An 18697-nucleotide genomic window follows, 5' to 3' on the forward strand; every position below is an offset into this window, starting at 1 on the left:
GTTCCTGGATACAGACGCCGCACGAATCGTGGAATGATATGTCAACACAGTCATTAACTACCGTTCGATCGACGTGGGAACGCGCTCGAACGAGCGTGAAAGAACGGATCGCCGGCACGTGGTTCGAACGCAACAGAGGGATTCTGATTCGGCTCTTCGCCGTGCTCGTGGGACTCACGATCTGGGATCTGTACGCGCGAGGCCAGCCGGATTATCTGTTTCCTGGCCTCGAGCTGATCTTCGAATCGCTGGTTACGCAGTACCGCGAGGACGACCTGGTCGGCGCGTTCACGAACAGCATGGCGACGATGTTCCTCGGCTACATTCTCGCCGTGCTCGTCGGCGTCCCGCTCGGGCTCGCGATGGGGATCAGCCGGAAGCTGGACGTGATGTTGAATCCGTACGTCAACGCGATGTACGTCGCCCCGATTTCAGCGATGGTGCCGATTTTCATCCTCATCGGCGGCCCGACGTTCGAGGTGCGCGTGTTCATCGTCTTCCTCTTTTGCGTGTTCGAGATCCTCATCGACACGTACGAGGGGGTGAAGACGACGCCCGAGGGGCTCCTCCAGGTCGCCGAATCGTTCGGCGCGAGCAAGTACTACACCGTCCGTCACGTGATCTTCCCGCACGACCTGCCGTACATTACGGCCGGGCTCCGACTCGGGATGGGCCGTGCGGTCAACGGGATGATCCTGGCGGAGATCCTGATCGAGTTCGTCAACCTGGGCGGCATCATCCGTTCGTGGGCGGACGTGTTCCGCGTGAGCGGCGTCCTCTCGATCGTCCTGATGTTGATGCTGGTCAGCATCATCCTCACCAGGGCGATCCAGCTGCTCGAGAGACTGATCATCGACTGGGAGGCTGAGAAATAATGGCAACCGCAGACGAATCCCCACTCAGACAGCGATTGACGCTATCGATGGACGACAGAAACCACCAGCTCATCCTGCAGGCAGGCTTCGGCGTCTTCCTGCTGGCGCTGTACTCGGCGTTCGCCTACCTGGGGTATCCCAGCGAACGGATCCCGTCGATTTTGATGATCGTCGAGGCGCTGCAGGTTCAGATCGCCGAAGAAGGGCTCCTCGGTGCCGTGTGGGACGCGCTGTACGCGATCTTCATCGGCTTCTTCCTCGCGACGCTCGTGGGGATCCCGATGGGTATCCTGATGGGCGTCAGTCGGACGATCGAGGAACTGCTCGACCCGTACGTCAACGCCATCTACGTCGTTCCGTACGCGGCGATCGTTCCGGCGCTGATCGTCTGGTTCGGCACCGGCATCCGCATCCGCGTCGCGATCTGTTTCCTGTTCGCGTTCTTCCCGATCGTGATCAACTCCTTCGAGGGAGCTCGAACGACGCCGGAAGGACTGCTCGAGGTCGCCGAGTCGTTCAACGCGAGCTGGCTGTTCACGATGAAAAACGTCGTGCTCCCCTACGAGATCCCGTACATCCTGGCGGGTCTCCGGATGGGGATCGGCCGCGCCGTTCGTGGTCTCGTCCTCGTCGAGATTATTGTCGCCGTCACCGGCCTCGGCGGGCTGATCCAGAACTGGAGTGCGGCGTTCCGACTCGAGGGCGTCATCAGCGTCGTTCTCGTGTTGATGTTCCTCGGCGTCACGCTCCCGTGGCTGATGGGGAAGGTCTACGACCGCCTCATCTGGTGGGACGTCGAGCGAGCCGGCTTCTGACCGATTCGATCGGTTTCGTTTTCGAGCGATCCGGCGCGGACAGTTGAGCACTCGCCGTCGCTGCAGTCGCGTCCCGCCCTGGCGATCGGTGTCGGATCGATCGCGATCATTACGCGACGGTTCGGTTCACGTCGCCTCGAGAACGGTACGCGCTCGCCGCCGATTCCTCTCAGACGATCTGTTGTAACGATTTACCGGTTCAACCGCAGGACAATCGCGGTTGAACCGGTAACGACTTCCAACAGTCCGTCTCAGTAACTGTGTTCTACACTGTACGGACGTGCCCGTCCGGCTCACTGTCAATTGGCGCTCGACACGTCGACCGATAACAGCGGGCCTATCGGACGTCGTTTCGGAGCGTTCCGACGCCCTCGACCGTCACTTCGACGGTGTCTCCAGGCGAGAGCTGACCGACGCCGCTCGGCGTGCCGGTCGCGATGACGTCACCCGGCTCGAGCGTCATGTACTTGGAGATGTCCGAAACTAACTCTGCGATAGAAAAGACGGTGTTCGACGTTCGGCTGTCCTGTCGCTTTTCTCCGTTCAGGTGCGTTTCGAAGCCGACGTCAGCCTCGACGTCGGTCTGAAGGGACGGTCCGATCGGACAGAACGTATCCTGGCCCTTGTGTCGCACCCACTGCTCTTCTTTGCGTCCCCAATCCCGGTGGGAGACGTCGTTGAGGGCGGTGTAACCGGCGAGAACGTCGAGGGCATCGTCGGTCGGAACGTTTCGGCACCGTTCGCCAACTACTACGCCGACCTCTCCCTCGTAGTGGACGACCTCCGCACCGTCCGGGTACTCGATCGCGTCACCGTGACCGATTACGCTACTCGGCGGCTTGTAGAAGAAAAACGGACGCTCGGGCAACTCTCCGGAACCGACCCCCTTCTCTTTCATCTCCTCGATGTGATCGTGGTAGTTCTTTCCGGCGGCGATGATCTTCGAGGGTTCGCACGGAGGAAGAATCGTCACCTCGTCCGTAGCGTACGTCTCGGAATCGGTGATTATTTCGTCGTTCTCGAAGCGACCGTCTCGTCCCTCTCCGTCTGTTTCGAAGCGTACACGACGCATGACCAATGCATCACGCGGACGACTCTTATCTGTTTCGTCGGCCGCCTCTCAGTTCTCGTTCACCACGTCGAAAACAGCTCCCCCCTATCTAACCCGGACTAATACTTTCCCGAAGTCGTTCTCTTCGATCGTAAACCGCTGGGCCTCGGCCGCCTCCTCGAGTTCGAACTCCCGGTTGATGACGACCTCGATCAGTCCGCGATCGAGGAGTATCGCCAGCCGCTCGAGTGCCCCGCTGACGTCCGGCAGGCTCGCGGCACCGACCTGGTACAGGCCCAGATCCTTTCGCCGCGCCGTCGGCGCGTTCGTGAACGTGACCTCGCGCCCCTCGATCGCGACGATCGTCGCGTTCGGCGCCGCGACGTCGATGTCGAGTTCGAGATACTCCCCCAGCAGGGGATCGAGGATCACGTCGGGTGCACCCGCCTCCTCGATTGCCGCCTGGAGATCGTTCCGCTCGTAACTGATCGCGTGATCCACGTCGAGTTCCTCGAGTTGCTCGAGGCCGCGATCCGTTCCGGCCGTCGCGATGACCTTCGCCCCGCTCTGGCGCGCTAGCTGGACTGCGACGTGTCCGACGCCGCCGCTGCCTCCGTGGACGAGACACGTGTCGCCGATCGTTACGTCGCCGTATGCGACGATTCCACACCACGCCGTGAGCCCGGCGTGGCCGAGCGCCGCCGCGTCGGCGAAACTCACGCCGTCGGGAATCGGTGCGATCGACTCGAGCGGCGCGATCGCGTACTCCGAGAACGACCCCTGGTAGCCGCTTCGTTTGTTGAGGCCGTCGCCGATTATTCGATCACCGGCGGAGAACTCGTCTACTCCGTCCCCGACCTCGACGACGACCCCGGAGAAGTCCGACCCGGTCGTCATCGGCAGCTCCGGCGGCGAGTAGAACCCGTTCCGAAACTTCGTGTCGATCGGATTGACGCTCGCCGCGTGAACTTCGACGAGCACTTCCCCGTTCTGGGGGCTCGGTTGCGGAACGTCGTCGACGCGCAACACGCTCGGTTCGCCCTGCTCGTGGTATCGAACGGCTTTCATCGTCGGAATATCACGCTAGTTCACAATACGTGTTTTGGTGAAGTCACCGGCGTTGCCGGCATTGATGGTTCGTCTTCTCGTTCCTACCTGTTACGAACGACTGTCTCGTAGTACACTTTCCCGGGAAAATTGACGAACGCCTCTAACGTATCGCGTGCATCTTCGAGAACGGACGACCCGTGGTACACCAGTCCCACCTCAAACTCGTACTCGAGCAATTTCTCGAGATTTCGTTCGGCGCTGTTGACGTCGCCGCCCCACACCTCCGGCGGAAGGACGAAGTAGCCAGGCGGAAATCCGCGCAGATCCGATCCCATGGCGACATCGCCCATCACCGCAATCCCGTCGCGTTCGTCGACGAACGCGTACGAATCCTCGGTGTGTCCCGGAACGTGAACGGCTTCGAACCGTCCGATTCTCTCTCCGTCGGAAAATCGGTGATCCGGGTCTGTATCGAGTCCGACCCCCTCCGTTCTCGTGCTCACGGACAGGTTGTTAGGGACCCAGGTTTCGACACCGTACCGATCCACGAGCGCGTTGTATCCGCCTATGTGATCGCCGTCTCCGTGGGTGATCAGCAGTCGTTCCGGGACGACGCCGGTTTTCTCTATGCCATCGATTAGCCGGTTCGTCGTGTCCGGAAACGCGGCGTCGATGATCGTTGGTACGTCTCCGTCGAATAGGAACACGCGGTAACGCGCCCCTCCCATGTACGACTCGTCGTGCTTGCACGTGATGTCGTAGACGCCGTCGACAATTTCAGTCGGCATATCTGCAACTTGGCACCGACCCACATAGCTGTTCGGAGGAACGATGATCGCGATTAGTTACGGACGACGGCCAGATCTGTCTGTGAGTCGAACGTGTTTGATGACTGCAGTTACGCTTCCCAGTGGACGATTCGACTCTCGATCTGCTTGAGGGTCCAGACCGAGACTATCCCCATCGTCATGAGCAGCAAGACGACGCTGAACACGCCTGCAAACTCCAGCCGTGCGCTGTAGCGGTGTAAGAGTAGTCCGAAACCGGTGGCCGAGATTAACAGTTCCGTAATTACGAGTCCCTTGACAGCGCGGCCGATACCAAGACGGAGACCGGCTACAACGTAACTGATCTCGTGAGGTAAGACGATGTTTCGGATGATATACAGCCGATCTGCGCCGAACGAACGCGCCGCTTCGATGAGGTTTTCCGGCGCAGTTCTCGCCCCTTCCTGGCTGTTCATCACGATCGGGAAAACCGCAAAGAAGAACACGACCAGCACCCGGACCTGGTAGCCGGTGCCGAACCAGATAACGAGCGCCGGAACGAGCGCGCTGAACGGCACCACGTAGATGGCATTCACGTACGGATTGAGGAAACTGTTTACGTGCCTGTCGATCCCCATCGCGACGCCGACGGGAATCCCGACGATTACGGCGATGAAGTAGCCGACCGCTATCGCGTATACGGCGGCTTCCAGTGCTGGGATCAACAGCCCCTGTTCGAACTGTTCCTCGAGGGCGTACCCAATCTCCCAGGGAGTCGGTAGAAACGTCGTCTGCATCACTCCGATCGTATACAGCGTGATCACGACGATGAAAAATATCGCGTGATCGAAGTATCCCTGTCGGTCCATTCACACGTTCACCTCCGGCTGCCACGGGGTGAGGTACTGACTCGCTTTCTTCAGGACGAAGGTGAGTATTAGCCCCAGAATCATGAGCAGAAGTACGATCGAAAGGACGCCAGCGACGTTGATATTGTTCTGTGCGGTGCGAATCATCGCACCCAGGTTCGCCCACGAGATCAGCAGTTCCGCGAGGATCATCCCTTTTACCGCCCGGCCGACGCCGAGTCGCATCCCCGCGAAAATATAGGGAAGATCGTATGGTAACACCACCCTCCGGAAGATGAAGTATCTACTCGCGCCGAAGGACTTGGCGACGTCAATGATACGGTTCGGTGTCGTACGTGCGCCTTCGTAGGTCGTGATCGTTATTTCGAAGATGGCGAACAGAAACACGACGGCCACGCGACTCTCGAAGCTCGCACCGCCGACGAGGATGATAATCGGAACGAGCGCCGAAATCGGTGCGACGTAGAGCGCATTGATGTAGGGATTCAGTAGCGATGCGAGCCGTTCGTTCATTCCCATGGACAACCCAAGCGGAACGCCGACGATTACGGCCAGGAAAAACCCCAGAAAAAGCGTCTGGAGGCTCCCCTGTAAACTGGGAATGAGCTCGCCTTCGGCAAATTGAACGGATAGCGCATCGAGAATATCAAACCAGCCTGGGAAGAAAAAGACGGGTTTATCAGTTGCGTACCACTCCCATAACAGGATTCCGATGAGAATTCCTACCATCGACTCCCACAGTCCCACCGATATCCGGGATCTGCTGAAAATTCCCTCCAGGGAGACCTTGATCTGGTCCCGTAACGCGGTACTCATGAGACACAGATTTCCACGTCGACTACTTATATCTTTTGTGAATCGGTAACAATTAGCTATCGTTCTTTTTGCCCCATTTCGAAGCGCTCAACGCTCAACCGTCTTCTCGACCGAGATTCAATGGGGAGGGCAACGTCTAGGTGATACTCTTGGGGGCGGAGGACTTTTCGATCGTTCGATGAGACCGTCGTTTTACGGGGCGGACCGGTAGAAACAGTCTGCGAGAGGTGTAACCGCTGCTGGATCAAGTTTGTTATCACACCTTGTAACAGAAATCTATACGCTCTTGTGTAGGACAGTGTTGAGAGAGCACTCGTGTGGTTTTCCAGCTAGTGCTTCGGACTGCGATACCGGCTGCGAGTAGCTCTTCACGTCAGCCTCGATCGAACGAACAAGAAACTGAACAGGATCAACATTCTTGTGCGAAAGAGCGAATCTTTAAGTGATATGGATCGCATCATTCACGTGGGTATGCTTAACAGTAACACGCAGGGTCGACGACGATTTTTAAAAGCAGCCGGTGTCGGTACAGTTGTGGGGTTGGCTGGGTGTACAGGGACCAACGGTGACGACGATACAGCGGACGACGACGATGGAAACGGAACGGCCGATGGATCGACCGACGATTCCGATGCCGAGTTACCGGACACCATCGGAATTGGTACCCCTTCACCCGTCCAACCGCTGTATTACTTTTCGGTCTTTCCGGAGTTTCAGGAACTCATGGAGGACCGGCACGGAGTCACCGTCGAACTCACTAACTATGGCGGCTACGCTTCGATGATCGCGGGCCTCTTCCAGGAGGAAGTACACATTGCCCCACAAGCGCCGTTGTCCGTCATCAACTCCCTCAACGAAGGAATGGATCTCGTTAGTCCGCTGAGCTTCGTTCAGGGATACCCCCAGCCGCTAATGGCTACTCCCGAAATCGAGTCGTGGGAGGATCTGGAAGGAGAGACGATCGCGCTCCACGATCCCCAGGCCGGCACCACGTTCTCCGTGAAACTGATGGTTCGGGAGAATCTCGGGAGCATGGATGCCGTCGATTACGATTACATCTTCGGATCGGACAGCCGGTACGCCGCCATCGAGGCCGGTGAGGTCGTAGCTGCAACGGTGTCCGCGACGCTGGGCGCCCGAGCCGAGCGCGACGGTTTTACCATCCTAGAGGAAGGCCTCGAGCGAGATGAACCGTTCCAGCTGTGGACGATGATGCGGCAGAACTGGGAGCAGAATCCAGAGTTGTACGACGTCATCGTGAACACCCTCCACGAGGCCCAGACGAATATGTACGAGGTCGACGAGGACGACATCGTCGATCGGGCCCTGGATATCCCGGTCGATCGGCCGGAGTCCTACGGCGATCTCGACAGAGAGATCGCAATCGACGTCTTCGAGAGGATGCGGAACCTGAATACGTGGCCAGAGGAAGGCGGGCTCTCGAATGCCGCGATTGAGCAGGTGCAAGACACGATCGTCGATGTCGAAGAGATGGACGAAGAGGACCGAGTCAACCGTGACGACTTTGTGATTATCGATGAATTCGATCTCGAGTGACAGTGCACATTGAATAACGCGAGACGACCGGTGGTCAGTAGAACGATCACCTCACCGTTCGGGTTAGATTGGCTCCTTCGGACGAATGGTATCATCGGTGTTGGTCTCCGTCGAGATATCGCCGGAAGTTTTACAATATAATTCACCGTTGTTTATTATGTACCCATAAAGATGAGACCTTTTACGGAGGAAAGGATTACTACGGTCACGAAGCGGACCGATCGAGACGTTGGATAAACCCTTCGTCATTCAGGTCGCCCCGACGGGCTCGTTTCTGAAACGCGACACGAATCCGAATCAGGCGTACACTCCAGAAGAGGTCGCCGAGCAGGCAATAGGCGCTTGCGATGCTAGCGCTGCGATGTGCCACTTCACGTTCGAAACGAAGAGAGCATTCCCGATCAGCGACCGGAAAACATGACGCAGGCGATCGACCTCATTTGGGAAGAGTACGATCCGGCGATCAGTATCAACGTTCGTGGGAACGTCCACGGCGGTTCACCGTACGGAAAACTTCTCCTCGAGGAGTCGATCGGAGCATTGACTGAAGAATACGGAGGTGACTACGTCGACATGGAAACGACTGCACCCGATAGCGATGCGAGTGATCCGAACGCCCCGTTCGTGATGAATCCGTCAGTACTCCGGGAGTGGATCGAGTACCTCCAGGATCTCGACGTCAAACCCGAACTCCAGGGATATAGCTACGGCGCGATGGAACAGGCAAACGAGTGGGCCGTGAAACCGGGACTACTCGAGAAACCGTACTACATCAACGTCGTTACCGGACATCACGCGTACTTCTGTTTCGGACCGACGAGTCCGCATCCGTGGGGGTCAATGTACCTGACGACGTACAAACATTCTCATCCCTTGTCCGACGAGGACACTTTCCTCGGGGCGATCGTTGGGGGACGAAACTGGTTACCATTGATCGTCGAAGCGATCTTGCTCGGATACGATTCGGTTCGAATCGGCATGGAAGATGCAGCGATGCTCTATCCGCACAGGGACGAACCAATCGAAAGCTGCCGGCAGGTCGTGGATAAAATCGCAACGATTGCCCGCGAACTGGGCCGAGAAGTCGCAACCCCAGATCAGGCCCGTGAGCTTCTGGATCTCTAGTGGTCTGTGACCATTCGATTGACCTCCGACGGTTTCGTCCGTGTGCATTTTGCGCTTCTCGGAACGATTGCTCGTTATCTGCAGTAGGTGGTAAACTGTCGTTCGCGTCTCTGGGGACGTCGAAGAATAGAACTACATGATTGTATACTGTGTAAATTGCCTGTTCGTTTTGTTTACCTCCATACTGTTGTAAAATATTCGTTTGTATGTCCACTTTCTTTTCGTGTCACTGGGTAAACTAGCATTTTTATCACGGGAGCGGTTCGTTGCTGTCGATCACCCTGACAGACGAACGGACGGCTCGCGAAGATCTGACGAGGTGAACAAATCGTCCGAAACCGGTCTCTTCAACGTTACGACCCGTCTTTTCGATACGACTCCGGCGGGTTGACGCCACCCCACGCGGTGAATCCTTCGCCGGGTTCACAGTAGTTCGTGGGGGTATTTGGATCGAGCGTTGCCATCTCCGCACAGATTTCGAAGCGGTTTCCGCCCGGCTCCCAGAAGTACGCCGCGAGATTGTTGCCGGCGTGGTGTCTGTGAATCGAAACTTCGAGTTGGTAGCCGGCCTGCGAGAGGGTGTCGATGAAGTCCTTCATGTGGTCGATGCTCGACATCGTCCAGGCGATGTGACGCAGGTTGTAGTCGGTACCGTCAGGACGACCGAGAACGGCTACGTCGTGGTGGTGCATGCCCCACCGGGTGAACGCTCCGCGCCAGCTACCGTCCTCTTTCAACAACACCTCCGACACGTTGAAATCGAGAACGGTGTCCAAGAACGTCACGTTCTCTCGTGGATCCAGTGATCCGAGCGTGATGTGGTCTATATCTAGCGGACAGACGCTCGTTCGACCCGGCACACGTGCGACGTTCGAATGTTTGTATTCCATGTCGTCGACGAGAACGAGTTCCACATCCACGCCCATCGGTATCTCGAATCGGATTCCTTCGACCTGATTCGGTTCTTCGCCACCGACGCGTTTCGTCTCGATTCCCTCCTCGGTAAGGAGCCGCTCGTATCGATCGATCTCATCGCTGTTGTCGACTCGCACCGCGAAGTGTTCAACCCCTGTTCCACCTTCCGTTACCGCTAGATCGAAATTTTCGTCCAGTCCACATCCCAGGTAGACCGTTTCTTCACTTCGTTCGATCTCTGCCATTCCCATCACGTCCGTATAAAACGATACCGCGTCATCAAGGTTCGACACTCGGAGTTTCGTGTGTTCTAACCGCTGTTGACCGACCATGAGTCCAGATAACAATGCACACCTTCATAATGCTTGTCTTTTGTTCGAATCAGTCGATTCGGTACTGACGATATCCGTCGACGAGTGTACGAGCTCTGTTTCAGTTCGGTAGCTGTAACCCACCTCTATTCAGGTCGTGAGCGTGACGATCGTCGCCCCCGCGACGATGATCGTCGCCGCCGCGATCAGTCGCGGCGTCACCCGTTCTAAGTGCGAGAGAAACGCCAGCGAGAGCACGACGACGACGAGCGGGCTCGTCTGCACGAGCGGGACGACGAGGATGACCGGCGCGATCTCGAGCGCCGCGTAGTACGACGTGAGAAAGATCGTGTTCGAAATGCCGGCGAGGACGTACCACTTCAGGACGCTGCGTTCCGTCGATCGCAGCGAGAACGACGGGAGTGAGTTTCGCATCCGCAGGTAGAGTAACATCGCGGTCAGTCCGGCCACCGTCTTCACGACGAGCGCGACGAGCACCGGCGTCCCCTCGTCGAACCCGATCTTCGCGAACGTCGGCTCGATGCCGAAGAAGAACGCGGCCCCGAGCGGCAAAATCAGCATGGCGGGGGAGACGCTGGTAGGCCCGCTGTCGTCGTTGACGATCTCTCGAGACACCAGCGCGAGTCCGACGATCAACAGGACGATGCCGAAGAGATTCCTCGCCGTCAGCGCCTCTCCGAGGACGACTGCGGCGACGAGAGCGGCGTGAAGCGGCTGGGTGGCTTTCACCGGCTCGGTTCTGCTCGCGCCGATTATCTCGATGCTCCTGTAAAACAGCGCGCGACCGAAGAACGTCCCGACCGTCCCCGCCAGCGCGAACGCGACGATCGCCCGCGGCGTCAACCCGAAGTTGGGGTAGTAGACGTAGAGCGTGATCGGGACGACGATCGCGAGATTCGCGACGAACGTCGCGATCACGATTTCGTTTGACTTGCCGCTTCGCGAGCCGAGACGAACGAAGATCGACGTGACGCCGAGCGAGAGCGCGGCGATCAACGCGAACGTCACTCCGAGTACGTCGACCATCGGTTCACTCTTCCCCGTCTACTTCACGGTCGCGTTCACGACCACAGCCGCCTCGCTCACGTTCATCGTTTCGCGTCCCGGGCGTCGGTCCTCTGTCTTCCACTGTTCGTCTCGAGTCAGGGTCGTGAGCCGTCCTTAACGCTCGTGATTCGGCAATCCTCTCTCCAATTCGCGTCCTGGTGGCAGCCTCCCGTCTCCGATCCCGGACGGTCGCTCACTCGAGAGGACGCGACACCTCGAAGACGTAGCCGTCGGGGTCCTCCACGAGGAGGATCCGGCGACCCCAGTCGACGTCCGCCGGGCCGAAGGGGATCGTCGCTTCGGCCTCCTGTGCACGTTCGTGGACCGCGTCGACGTCGTCGACCTCCAGGACTGTGATCGCCCCGTCGCCCCGGTCGTCGCCCGGGGGAGTCAGTCCGAACGCGTCGAGCGTCTCGTCGTCGAACTGCCGTTCGAGTTTGAGTTCGCAGGCGCCGGTATCGAACGCGACGCTTCGGGAACCCCGCTCTTCGACCGTCAGCCCGAACACTTCCTCGTAGAACTCGCTCGAGCGCTCGAGGTCGGTCACCATCAGATACACCTGTGAGAGCGACGGATTCATGGCTCCGTCTTTTCGGGGCACCTCGAAAGAAGTACCGGTTGTATTCTCGACCAGCCGGACGGACCGAACCCGCGATACGGCGGCTCCGGTATCGCTCGTGGGAGCCGCCGAACGGTCCGAATCTGTGGGCCTCCTCTCGCAGCGCGTTCCTACCCGAAGGTAATAGACGGAACAATTTTCACCCTGTGTGCGAATCGTTCGGGTATGGCAATCGTCGCAGCAATCGACGGCACCCCGTCGTCGCGGACGGTCGTGCAGACGGCCCACGACGTAGCGAGGGCGTTCGACGAGGAACTCGTCGTGTTACACGTGATGGAACAGGAAGAGTACGATCGAATCGCAGAGCGGGCGAGCGGTCCGACGAGCGGTACGCCGAGCTATCCGTTTACGCCGTCGGAGGGATCGTTTTCACCCTCGACCGGCGGACAGAGCGCCGAGGGGTATCCCGTGGACAACGCGGCGGAAGACGCCGCGACCGTCGCTCGACAGTTCGCGGAGGAGGTGCTTCCGGAGGGAACGGAGTTTTCGACCGACGGACGCGTCGGCGAGCCGACCGAGCAGATCCTCCGGACGGCGGACAGCCACGACGCACACATGCTCGTCATCGGTGGTCGACAACGGTCGCCGGTCGGCAAGGCGCTGTTCGGAAGCACCACCCAGTCCGTGTTGCTCAACAGCGAGCGCCCGATCGTCACCTGCATGCACGAGTGACCGCGGGCGAACCCGCAGTCGTTTCGCCCCTCGAGCGAGGGTCGACCGGGGAACTCGGCTCGCGAGCGTCGACGCCGAATCTCGCGGTCGACCGTCGTCGGCTCGTATCGACGCCGCGGCCGGCGGATAGCCGTCTGCGTGGGGTTCGAAGCTCCGCGCGTGGCCGGCACGCCGAAAACGGCCGCACGAGGGGTCATCCGATGATCGACGTCGATCTGGCCGCGGGAGGCGTCCGGTGATCGACGTCGTCGGCGTATCGCTCGCGATCGCGGCAGCCGTCGCGCTCTCGGTCGCCGTCATCTGTCTTCGCGTCGGAACCGACGCGGGTCGCTCGGTGGACGCGCTCGTCGTCGTTTTGTTCGTCAACATCCTGCTTCTCGTTCCCGTCACCGTCGTGATCGCGGATCCGACCGCCGAACTGACGCCGACCGCGATCGGCGCGTTCGCGATGGCGGGACTGGTCGGAACGTTCGTCGGTCGAGCGTTCTTCTACGCGAGCATCGAACGGGTCGGTGCGAGTCGATCGGAGCCGATTCGCGCGTCGCAGCCGATCTACGCGACGCTCGCGGCGATCGTCGTCTTGGGCGAGGTGCTGACGTTCGAACACTTCGTCGGGATCGTGCTGATCGTCCTCGGCGTCGGCGCGATCTCCTGGGAAACCGCGTCCTCGTCGATGGAGTACACGGGACGAACGTACGACCTCGCGTTCCCGTTCGTCGCGGCCGTTTTCTACGGCGTCGAGCCGATCTTCGCGAAGATCGGATTCGCCGACGGGACGTCCGTGCTCGTCGGCCTCTCGATCAAAACCGTCGCGGCGACGGTCGGCTTTCTCGCCTACCTCCGGTGGCGAAACGCGCTTCCCACGGCGACGGACCTCGCATCGGGATCGCTTCGGTGGTACGTGGCCGCGGGCGTCGCGAACACGGCGTTTCTGTTCGCCTACTACGCCGCACTCGAGATCGCACCCGTCGTGTTAGTCGTTCCGATCATCCAGGTGAGCCCGCTGCTCGTCGCCGTGCTCTCGTTCGTCTTCCTGAAGCGCCTCGAGAACGTCACGCTTCCGCTCGTTCTCTCGGCACTCGTCGTCGTCGTGGGCGGCGTGCTCGTGTCGCTTCACGGCTGAAAACGACCGGAATACACACCCTCAGTGTGTGTATTATTTACTGGCTTGCGAGTTACCCGCAAGCGAACGCGACGAAACGGTTTATAGTGGACGGCCAGTACGTGGGTAGTATACCGTTGACATGCCACGCGATAGATCCACGACGCTCTCGGACGCAGTCGGACGCATCGAACCTGGAAGTACGGTCGCGATGGGACTGGCCCTCGAGCACGCGATCCCGTTCGCGGTCGGCCACGAGCTGATCAGGCGGAAACGGGACGAGCTGACGCTCGTCGGGCCGATCAGCGATGTGCTGTTCGACCAGCTCGTCGGTGCCGATCTGGTCGATCGGATCCGCGCGGCGTGGATCGGCAACGCGAGCGCGGGAAGCGGTTACTGCTTTCGCCGCGCGGTCGAATCCGGCGCGCTCGACGTCGAGGACCACTCGAATCTGAGCCTGGCGATGGCGCTGCACGCCGGCTCGCTCGGCGTCTCCTACCTGCCGACGCGGTCGTTGCTCGGAAGCGACCTCCTCTCGGAGGAGTCGCCGTTCCGGGAGACGGAGTGTCCGTTCACCGGCGAGCAACAGGTGCTCGTTCCGGCGATCGAACCCGACTGGGCCGTCGTCCACGCACAGCGCGCCGATCGATACGGCGACGCACACTGCTGGGGAAGTCTCGGGGTCACCGAGCAAGCGGTCGGTGCGGCCGATCGCGTGCTGGTCACCTGCGAGGAACTCGTCGAGCCCTCGGCGATCAAGAGCGACCCCGACCGCGTCGTCGTCGCCCGGGATCAGGTCGACGCCGTCGTCGAGTGTCCGCTGGGCGCACATCCGAGCCCGCTGACCGGTTACTACCGACGCGATCACGAGGCCTACTTCTCGTATCACGATCGGACGGAGACGCCGGAGGGGTACAGCGAGTGGGCCGACGAGTGGGTCTACGGCGTCGATCGCGAGGAGTACGTCGATCGAGTCGATTCGGAGCTGCGTGATCTCGAGAAAACGGTCGCCGCGGAGGTGCGCTATGGACGCTGAGTACACGAGTCGGGAGCTGATGGTGACGACCGCCGCGAACGAGATCCGCGACGACGAGTGCGCGTTCGTCGGCATGCGGCTTCCGTTGCTCGCCTACCAGGTCGCCGTCAGCACGCACGCGCCGAACGCGCTCGCGGTGTTCGAAAACGGCACGATCCGTGACGCGCCGTCGTCGAAACTCATCTACACGATGGGCGACCTCGCACACCTCGATCGGTCCGTCAGTACCACCGGCATGCTCGACATCATGGGACGCCTCCAGCGAGGCGACGTCGACGTCGGCTTCATCGGCGGCGCGGAGATCGATCGGTACGGCAACCTCAACACGACGCAGGTCCGCGCCGGCGACCGGACGATTCGGCTTCCGGGAAGCGGCGGAGCCTGCGACATCTCGGTGCTCTCGGATCGGACCGTCATCATCATGCCCCACGAATCACGGCGGTTCGTGGAGTCCGTGACCTACCGGACGAGTCCCGGCCACGGCGATGGTGGCGACTGGCGCGAAGAACGCGGCCTCCGCGGCGGCGGTCCCGACGCCCTCATCACGACGAAGGGCGTCTTCTGCTTTCGCGACGGCGAACTCACTCTGCGGTCGGTCCACCCCGGCGTCACCGTCGAGGAGATTCGCGATACGATTCCCTGGAACCTGGAAACCGTGGGAGACGACGGCTCGGTCGAGACGACACCCGAACCGACGGCGACGGAACTCGAGTACGTTCGCGAGTTCGATCCGGACGGCTTCTGGACGCGGTGACGTTCGTTAGTGACGAAAAATACTCGTCGGTGTTCTTACGGGTTCGGCGTGACGAGGACCGGCCGATCCGAACCCAGTAACACCTGCTGTGAGACGCTGCCGAACAGCGCTTTCCCGGCCGGCGTCCGCTTTCTCCCGCCCACGCAGATGAGGTCTGCTCCCTGTTCTGCCGCGTACTGGACGAGATACTCCGACGGTTCTCCGTTCCCCTCGTGGACCTCGCACTGGATCCCCCGTTCCTCGAGGGTCTCTGCCACCGCGGCGACGGCCTCGATGTCGTCGATCGAGGTGTCGGGTGCCTTGAACGTGAACGTGTGTACGACGGTCACGGTGATCTCGTCCGGCGCTGCCGGGAGCGAGGCGATCGTCTCGGCTTGCTCGAGTGCCCGTTCTTCGTTGTCGTCGACGCCTGCTACGACGTGGAACATACGTATCGAAGGACTGCGGCCGGAGTGATAAATGGAACCGGTCGTTTTCGTTTGTCTGGAGTTTCGATTTCACGCTCCCGTTCTCCGTCCCAACTCGGTTGCCGGTGGTGACCTGTCCGCACGCGAGTGGAAACCTTCATATTCAGGGACGATATATTTGTGCGATATGGTAACGTACCCAGACCGGCGGACAGTGCTCAAATCGGCGATCGGTGCCAGCGTGGTGGGACTCGCAGGCTGCGTGGGCGACGAAAACGGTGACGGCACGGACGACGGCAACGGCGGAACCGACGACGGCGGTAACGGCGAAACCGACGACGGCGCAGACGACGTGGATTTCCCCGACGAGATTCAGATCGGCGTGCCGTCGCCGACGGAGCCGGTGTACGCGTTCCCGATCTACGGCGAGTTCCAGTCCAGTCTCGAGGAGCAGGGAACGACGCTCGAGCGGACGATGTTCAACGGATTCACGCCGATGGTGGCCGCGCTCATCAGCGGTGAGATCGACTTCGGCTACCTCACGGTCGAAGGCATCGTCGGTGCGATCAACGAGGGCTTCCCGGTCGTCGCGTTCAGCGGCTTCCTCGACGAGTACGTCTTCGTGATGATTTCGAGTCCCGAAGTCGACACCTGGGACGACCTCGAGGGCGGACGGGCGGCGACGCACTCGCCGAACTCGATGTCGACCGTCGTCGGCGAGGTGATGATCGACGAGGAGCTCGGATCGGACGCGGTCGACCTGATCAACATCCTCGGCGCGACCGACCGACTCGCTGCGCTCGAGGCGGGCGAGGTGGACGCCGCGATCGTTCCTTACAGCGCCGCGCTCAACGCCGAGGAAGAGGGGATCGGATCGATCCTGGCTGCACCCTGGGAGTACGAGCGTCTCCAGTCGAACCTCGCCTCGGCGTGGATCACGCTCGAGGAGACCTACGACGAGAACACCGATCTCTATCGGACGATGGCCGACGAACTCAGCGCCTCGTACGAGGCCACCTACGACGGCGACCTGGTCGAGGTGACCGAGCAGTCGCTGGCCGGCGGCGGCGACGTCTTCCCGGACTACGGACAGGACATCTGGGAGCGGTCGCTCGAGACGGTTCGGGACATCGACGTCTGGCCGCGCGACGGGGACATCCCGGCGGAGAACTTAGAGCGCAGCCAGGACGTCCTGGTCGACACGGGCATCCTCGAGGAGGACGATCGCATCGACGACGGCTTCATCCGCATCTGAGTCGGGTCGCGGCGACGACCGAGCGAGAGTCGGCGGCGATTCGGCCACGACGGGTCGACTCCGATCCCGGTGTTCGGCGTGTTGATCCGGTCCCAGTGAGGATCGGTTTCCGGCTGCACCGGTGACAAGGGTTCGGGCTTGCCCCTTTCTCAACCGTTAAACCGCAGTTTGGTCCTTTATCCATTCCAATGCTTCGCTCTCTCGCGTCCTTCCTCGCGACTCTCCTCGAGCGCGGAAACGTCATCGAGCGGTCCCGCCTGCGGGCGACTCTGGATCTCGCCTGGCCACGGGTGGTGACGGGATTCGCGCGCACCTCGAAGCAGACCGCGGACGTCGCGATGGTCGGAATCGTTCTCGGCGCTCCCGCCATCGCGGGACTCGCGTTCGCTTACGCGTACTGGCAGCTGGTCGAACGCCTCTCGCTGGGTCTCTCCGGCGGAACGATCAGCCTCGTCTCCCAGTACTACGGCGGCGACCAGTCGGACATGGCCAACCGGGCGATCACCCAGAGCTGTCTGCTCGCGACCGCGTTTTCGTTGCCGTTTATCGCGCTGTTCTGGTTCGGTGCGGAACCGCTCATCGGCCTGCTCGGCGCCGAGCCAGCCGCCCTCGAGTACGGGACGATCTACCTCACGTTGCTCGCGCCGGCGCTTTTGTTCGAGTTCTACAACAAGATCGCGAGCAGGGTGTTCGCCGGCGTCGGCGACACCTTCACGCCGATGGTCATCCGGGCGGGGGGTGCGGCGCTCAACATCCTCATCAACGCGGTGTTGATCTTCGGATTCGGGATGGGCGTCGCCGGTGCCGCGATCGGAACGGTCGTCGCGACCGTCCTCATCACCGCCGGACTGGCGTGGGGACTGCTCGGCCGACCGTATCCGCGCCGCGGGAGCCTGCCGGTCAGGCTGACGCTCTCGGGGCCGACGATCGACACCACCCTGTTGCAGCCGCTGGTCCGGGTTAGCACGCCGCTGATCTTTCAGGAGGTTTCGCGCGCCGTCGCGGTGTTCCCGCTGCTGGCCATCGCCGGCTTCTTCGGCTCCGTCGTCGTCGCCGCCTACGAAATCGGTCGTCGCGTCCGCGACCTGATGAACAGCCTCTCGTGGGGCTTTTCGATCGCCTCGAGCAGCCTCGTCGGACGTCACCTCGGTGCCGACGAGGAGGGGATGGCGACGAACTACGGCGACGAGATCATCCGCTTTTCGTTCGTCGCGTACGTCGCGTTCGCGTCGGTCGTGATCCTCTTTGCCGACCAGATCGCGCTCGTGTTCGTCGACGATCCGGAGGCGCTCTCGCACGCCTCGACGTTCGTTCAGCTCGCGGCGCTCGCGACCATCGGCCTCGGCATCGACTCCTCCGCGACCGGCGCGCTCCGCGGGGCCGGCGACACCCGCTGGCCGTTCTACGGTGCGCTCGTCGGTCTCTACGTGTTCACGATCCCCGTCGCGTATCTCGGCGTGATCACCCCGCTCGGCGTGGCCGCGCTGTACGTCGCCATGCTCACCGAGACGTACATCTCGGCGGCGATCACGCTCTATCGTTACCGAACCGGCGCGTGGCGCGGCGTCAGCCGTTCCATTCGAAAGCGGGCGGAACAGTCGACGAACTGAGCACCGCCCCGTCACACCGAATA

18 protein-coding genes and 1 pseudogene are annotated in these 18697 nt (G+C 60.9%); 10 read left to right on the plus strand and 9 right to left on the minus strand.

All coding sequences use genetic code 11. The features are described 5' to 3' along the window. Positions 1–38 precede the first annotated feature (38 nt). Together EA472_RS03205 and EA472_RS03210 are read left to right on the plus strand one after the other, a co-directional pair. On the plus strand, positions 39–875 hold the full coding sequence (locus EA472_RS03205) for an ABC transporter permease (RefSeq protein ID WP_124190069.1): 837 nt from the start codon (positions 39–41) through the stop codon (positions 873–875). Further along, positions 875–1690: an ABC transporter permease gene (locus tag EA472_RS03210; RefSeq protein WP_124190070.1), complete on the plus strand. Its 816-nt coding sequence runs from the start codon at positions 875–877 to the stop codon at positions 1688–1690. Before EA472_RS03205 ends, EA472_RS03210 begins: the two co-directional genes overlap by 1 nt. Positions 1691–2027: 337 nt before the next feature. Here EA472_RS03210 and EA472_RS03215 read toward each other — a convergent pair whose 3' ends face one another. The 5 genes from EA472_RS03215 to EA472_RS03235 form a co-directional block, all read right to left on the minus strand. Beyond that, on the minus strand, positions 2028–2762 hold the full coding sequence (locus EA472_RS03215) for a fumarylacetoacetate hydrolase family protein (protein WP_124190071.1): 735 nt from the start codon (positions 2760–2762) through the stop codon (positions 2028–2030). Positions 2763–2846: 84 nt separating this feature from the next. Further along, positions 2847–3809: a quinone oxidoreductase family protein gene (locus EA472_RS03220; RefSeq protein ID WP_124190072.1), complete on the minus strand. Its 963-nt coding sequence runs from the start codon at positions 3807–3809 to the stop codon at positions 2847–2849. 83 nt (positions 3810–3892) lie between these two features. Then, positions 3893–4579 carry an MBL fold metallo-hydrolase gene (locus EA472_RS03225; protein WP_124190073.1) on the minus strand — a complete coding sequence of 229 codons (687 nt, stop codon included), beginning with the start codon at positions 4577–4579 and terminating at the stop codon, positions 3893–3895. Positions 4580–4689: 110 nt separating this feature from the next. Continuing rightward, positions 4690–5355, minus strand: a complete 666-nt coding sequence (locus EA472_RS03230; protein ID WP_165874803.1) for an ABC transporter permease — start codon at positions 5353–5355, stop codon at positions 4690–4692. Between the two features lie 72 nt (positions 5356–5427). Further along, positions 5428–6243, minus strand: coding sequence for an ABC transporter permease (locus EA472_RS03235; protein WP_124190075.1), 816 nt, complete (start codon positions 6241–6243; stop codon positions 5428–5430). Between the two features lie 447 nt (positions 6244–6690). Here EA472_RS03235 and EA472_RS03240 point away from each other — a divergent pair, with 447 nt between their 5' ends. Both EA472_RS03240 and EA472_RS03250 read left to right on the plus strand, forming a co-directional pair. Continuing rightward, positions 6691–7800 (plus strand): ABC transporter substrate-binding protein, encoded by a 1110-nt coding sequence (locus EA472_RS03240; RefSeq protein ID WP_124190076.1) that lies wholly within the window; start codon positions 6691–6693, stop codon positions 7798–7800. Between the two features lie 229 nt (positions 7801–8029). Then, a pseudogene (locus EA472_RS03250) lies at positions 8030–8925 on the plus strand (3-keto-5-aminohexanoate cleavage protein). Between the two features lie 353 nt (positions 8926–9278). On the opposite strand, the gene EA472_RS03255 reads toward EA472_RS03250, so the two are convergent. The 3 genes from EA472_RS03255 to EA472_RS03265 form a co-directional block, all read right to left on the minus strand. Continuing rightward, positions 9279–10172 carry a VOC family protein gene (locus EA472_RS03255; RefSeq protein ID WP_124190078.1) on the minus strand — a complete coding sequence of 298 codons (894 nt, stop codon included), beginning with the start codon at positions 10170–10172 and terminating at the stop codon, positions 9279–9281. A gap of 129 nt (positions 10173–10301) precedes the next feature. Continuing rightward, the gene (locus tag EA472_RS03260) at positions 10302–11198 is read right to left on the minus strand and encodes a DMT family transporter (protein WP_124190079.1); all 897 of its coding nucleotides are present in this window, start codon (positions 11196–11198) and stop codon (positions 10302–10304) included. A gap of 214 nt (positions 11199–11412) precedes the next feature. Further along, entirely contained in the window at positions 11413–11799 is a 387-nt protein-coding gene (locus EA472_RS03265; protein ID WP_124190080.1) for a VOC family protein, read from the minus strand. 204 nt (positions 11800–12003) lie between these two features. Here EA472_RS03265 and EA472_RS03270 point away from each other — a divergent pair, with 204 nt between their 5' ends. The 4 genes from EA472_RS03270 to EA472_RS03285 all read left to right on the plus strand — a co-directional run bounded on the left by EA472_RS03270 (position 12004) and on the right by EA472_RS03285 (position 15402). After that, positions 12004–12510: a universal stress protein gene (locus EA472_RS03270; protein ID WP_124190081.1), complete on the plus strand. Its 507-nt coding sequence runs from the start codon at positions 12004–12006 to the stop codon at positions 12508–12510. Between the two features lie 235 nt (positions 12511–12745). Then, on the plus strand, positions 12746–13633 hold the full coding sequence (locus EA472_RS03275) for a DMT family transporter (protein ID WP_124190082.1): 888 nt from the start codon (positions 12746–12748) through the stop codon (positions 13631–13633). 121 nt (positions 13634–13754) lie between these two features. After that, a complete protein-coding gene (locus EA472_RS03280) occupies positions 13755–14648 on the plus strand; it encodes a CoA transferase subunit A (protein ID WP_124190083.1) in 894 nt (297 codons plus the stop codon). Beyond that, the gene (locus EA472_RS03285) at positions 14638–15402 is read left to right on the plus strand and encodes a CoA-transferase subunit beta (protein ID WP_124190084.1); all 765 of its coding nucleotides are present in this window, start codon (positions 14638–14640) and stop codon (positions 15400–15402) included. Before EA472_RS03280 ends, EA472_RS03285 begins: the two co-directional genes overlap by 11 nt. A 35-nt stretch (positions 15403–15437) precedes the next feature. On the opposite strand, the gene EA472_RS03290 is transcribed toward EA472_RS03285, so the two are convergent. After that, positions 15438–15830: a universal stress protein gene (locus EA472_RS03290; RefSeq protein WP_124190085.1), complete on the minus strand. Its 393-nt coding sequence runs from the start codon at positions 15828–15830 to the stop codon at positions 15438–15440. Between the two features lie 166 nt (positions 15831–15996). Here EA472_RS03290 and EA472_RS03295 point away from each other — a divergent pair, with 166 nt between their 5' ends. Together EA472_RS03295 and EA472_RS03300 are read left to right on the plus strand one after the other, a co-directional pair. Continuing rightward, a complete protein-coding gene (locus EA472_RS03295; protein WP_165874805.1) occupies positions 15997–17064 on the plus strand; it encodes an ABC transporter substrate-binding protein in 1068 nt (355 codons plus the stop codon). 188 nt (positions 17065–17252) lie between these two features. Continuing rightward, positions 17253–18674, plus strand: a complete 1422-nt coding sequence (locus tag EA472_RS03300) for an MATE family efflux transporter (protein WP_124190087.1) — start codon at positions 17253–17255, stop codon at positions 18672–18674. The last annotated feature ends 23 nt before the right edge of the window (positions 18675–18697 follow it).

It is taken from the genome of Natrarchaeobius oligotrophus (assembly GCF_003841465.1).
Lineage (GTDB): Archaea > Halobacteriota > Halobacteria > Halobacteriales > Natrialbaceae > Natrarchaeobius > Natrarchaeobius oligotrophus.

What these genes read in the sequence shown, in the direction of transcription:
- EA472_RS03215 (WP_124190071.1), bottom strand. Translation starts at nt 2,762, where the DNA reads ATGCGTCGTGTACGCTTCGAAACAGACGGAGAGGGACGAGACGGTCGC.
- EA472_RS03220 (WP_124190072.1), bottom strand. Translation starts at nt 3,809, where the DNA reads ATGAAAGCCGTTCGATACCACGAGCAGGGCGAACCGAGCGTGTTGCGC.
- EA472_RS03230 (WP_165874803.1), bottom strand. Translation starts at nt 5,355, where the DNA reads ATGCAGACGACGTTTCTACCGACTCCCTGGGAGATTGGGTACGCCCTC.
- EA472_RS03300 (WP_124190087.1), top strand. Translation starts at nt 17,253, where the DNA reads ATGCTTCGCTCTCTCGCGTCCTTCCTCGCGACTCTCCTCGAGCGCGGA.
- EA472_RS03235 (WP_124190075.1), bottom strand. Translation starts at nt 6,243, where the DNA reads ATGAGTACCGCGTTACGGGACCAGATCAAGGTCTCCCTGGAGGGAATT.
- EA472_RS03295 (WP_165874805.1), top strand. Translation starts at nt 15,997, where the DNA reads ATGGTAACGTACCCAGACCGGCGGACAGTGCTCAAATCGGCGATCGGT.
- EA472_RS03240 (WP_124190076.1), top strand. Translation starts at nt 6,691, where the DNA reads ATGGATCGCATCATTCACGTGGGTATGCTTAACAGTAACACGCAGGGT.
- EA472_RS03280 (WP_124190083.1), top strand. Translation starts at nt 13,755, where the DNA reads ATGCCACGCGATAGATCCACGACGCTCTCGGACGCAGTCGGACGCATC.
- EA472_RS03270 (WP_124190081.1), top strand. Translation starts at nt 12,004, where the DNA reads ATGGCAATCGTCGCAGCAATCGACGGCACCCCGTCGTCGCGGACGGTC.
- EA472_RS03205 (WP_124190069.1), top strand. Translation starts at nt 39, where the DNA reads ATGTCAACACAGTCATTAACTACCGTTCGATCGACGTGGGAACGCGCT.
- EA472_RS03290 (WP_124190085.1), bottom strand. Translation starts at nt 15,830, where the DNA reads ATGTTCCACGTCGTAGCAGGCGTCGACGACAACGAAGAACGGGCACTC.
- EA472_RS03225 (WP_124190073.1), bottom strand. Translation starts at nt 4,579, where the DNA reads ATGCCGACTGAAATTGTCGACGGCGTCTACGACATCACGTGCAAGCAC.
- EA472_RS03265 (WP_124190080.1), bottom strand. Translation starts at nt 11,799, where the DNA reads ATGAATCCGTCGCTCTCACAGGTGTATCTGATGGTGACCGACCTCGAG.
- EA472_RS03255 (WP_124190078.1), bottom strand. Translation starts at nt 10,172, where the DNA reads ATGGTCGGTCAACAGCGGTTAGAACACACGAAACTCCGAGTGTCGAAC.
- EA472_RS03285 (WP_124190084.1), top strand. Translation starts at nt 14,638, where the DNA reads ATGGACGCTGAGTACACGAGTCGGGAGCTGATGGTGACGACCGCCGCG.
- EA472_RS03260 (WP_124190079.1), bottom strand. Translation starts at nt 11,198, where the DNA reads ATGGTCGACGTACTCGGAGTGACGTTCGCGTTGATCGCCGCGCTCTCG.
- EA472_RS03210 (WP_124190070.1), top strand. Translation starts at nt 875, where the DNA reads ATGGCAACCGCAGACGAATCCCCACTCAGACAGCGATTGACGCTATCG.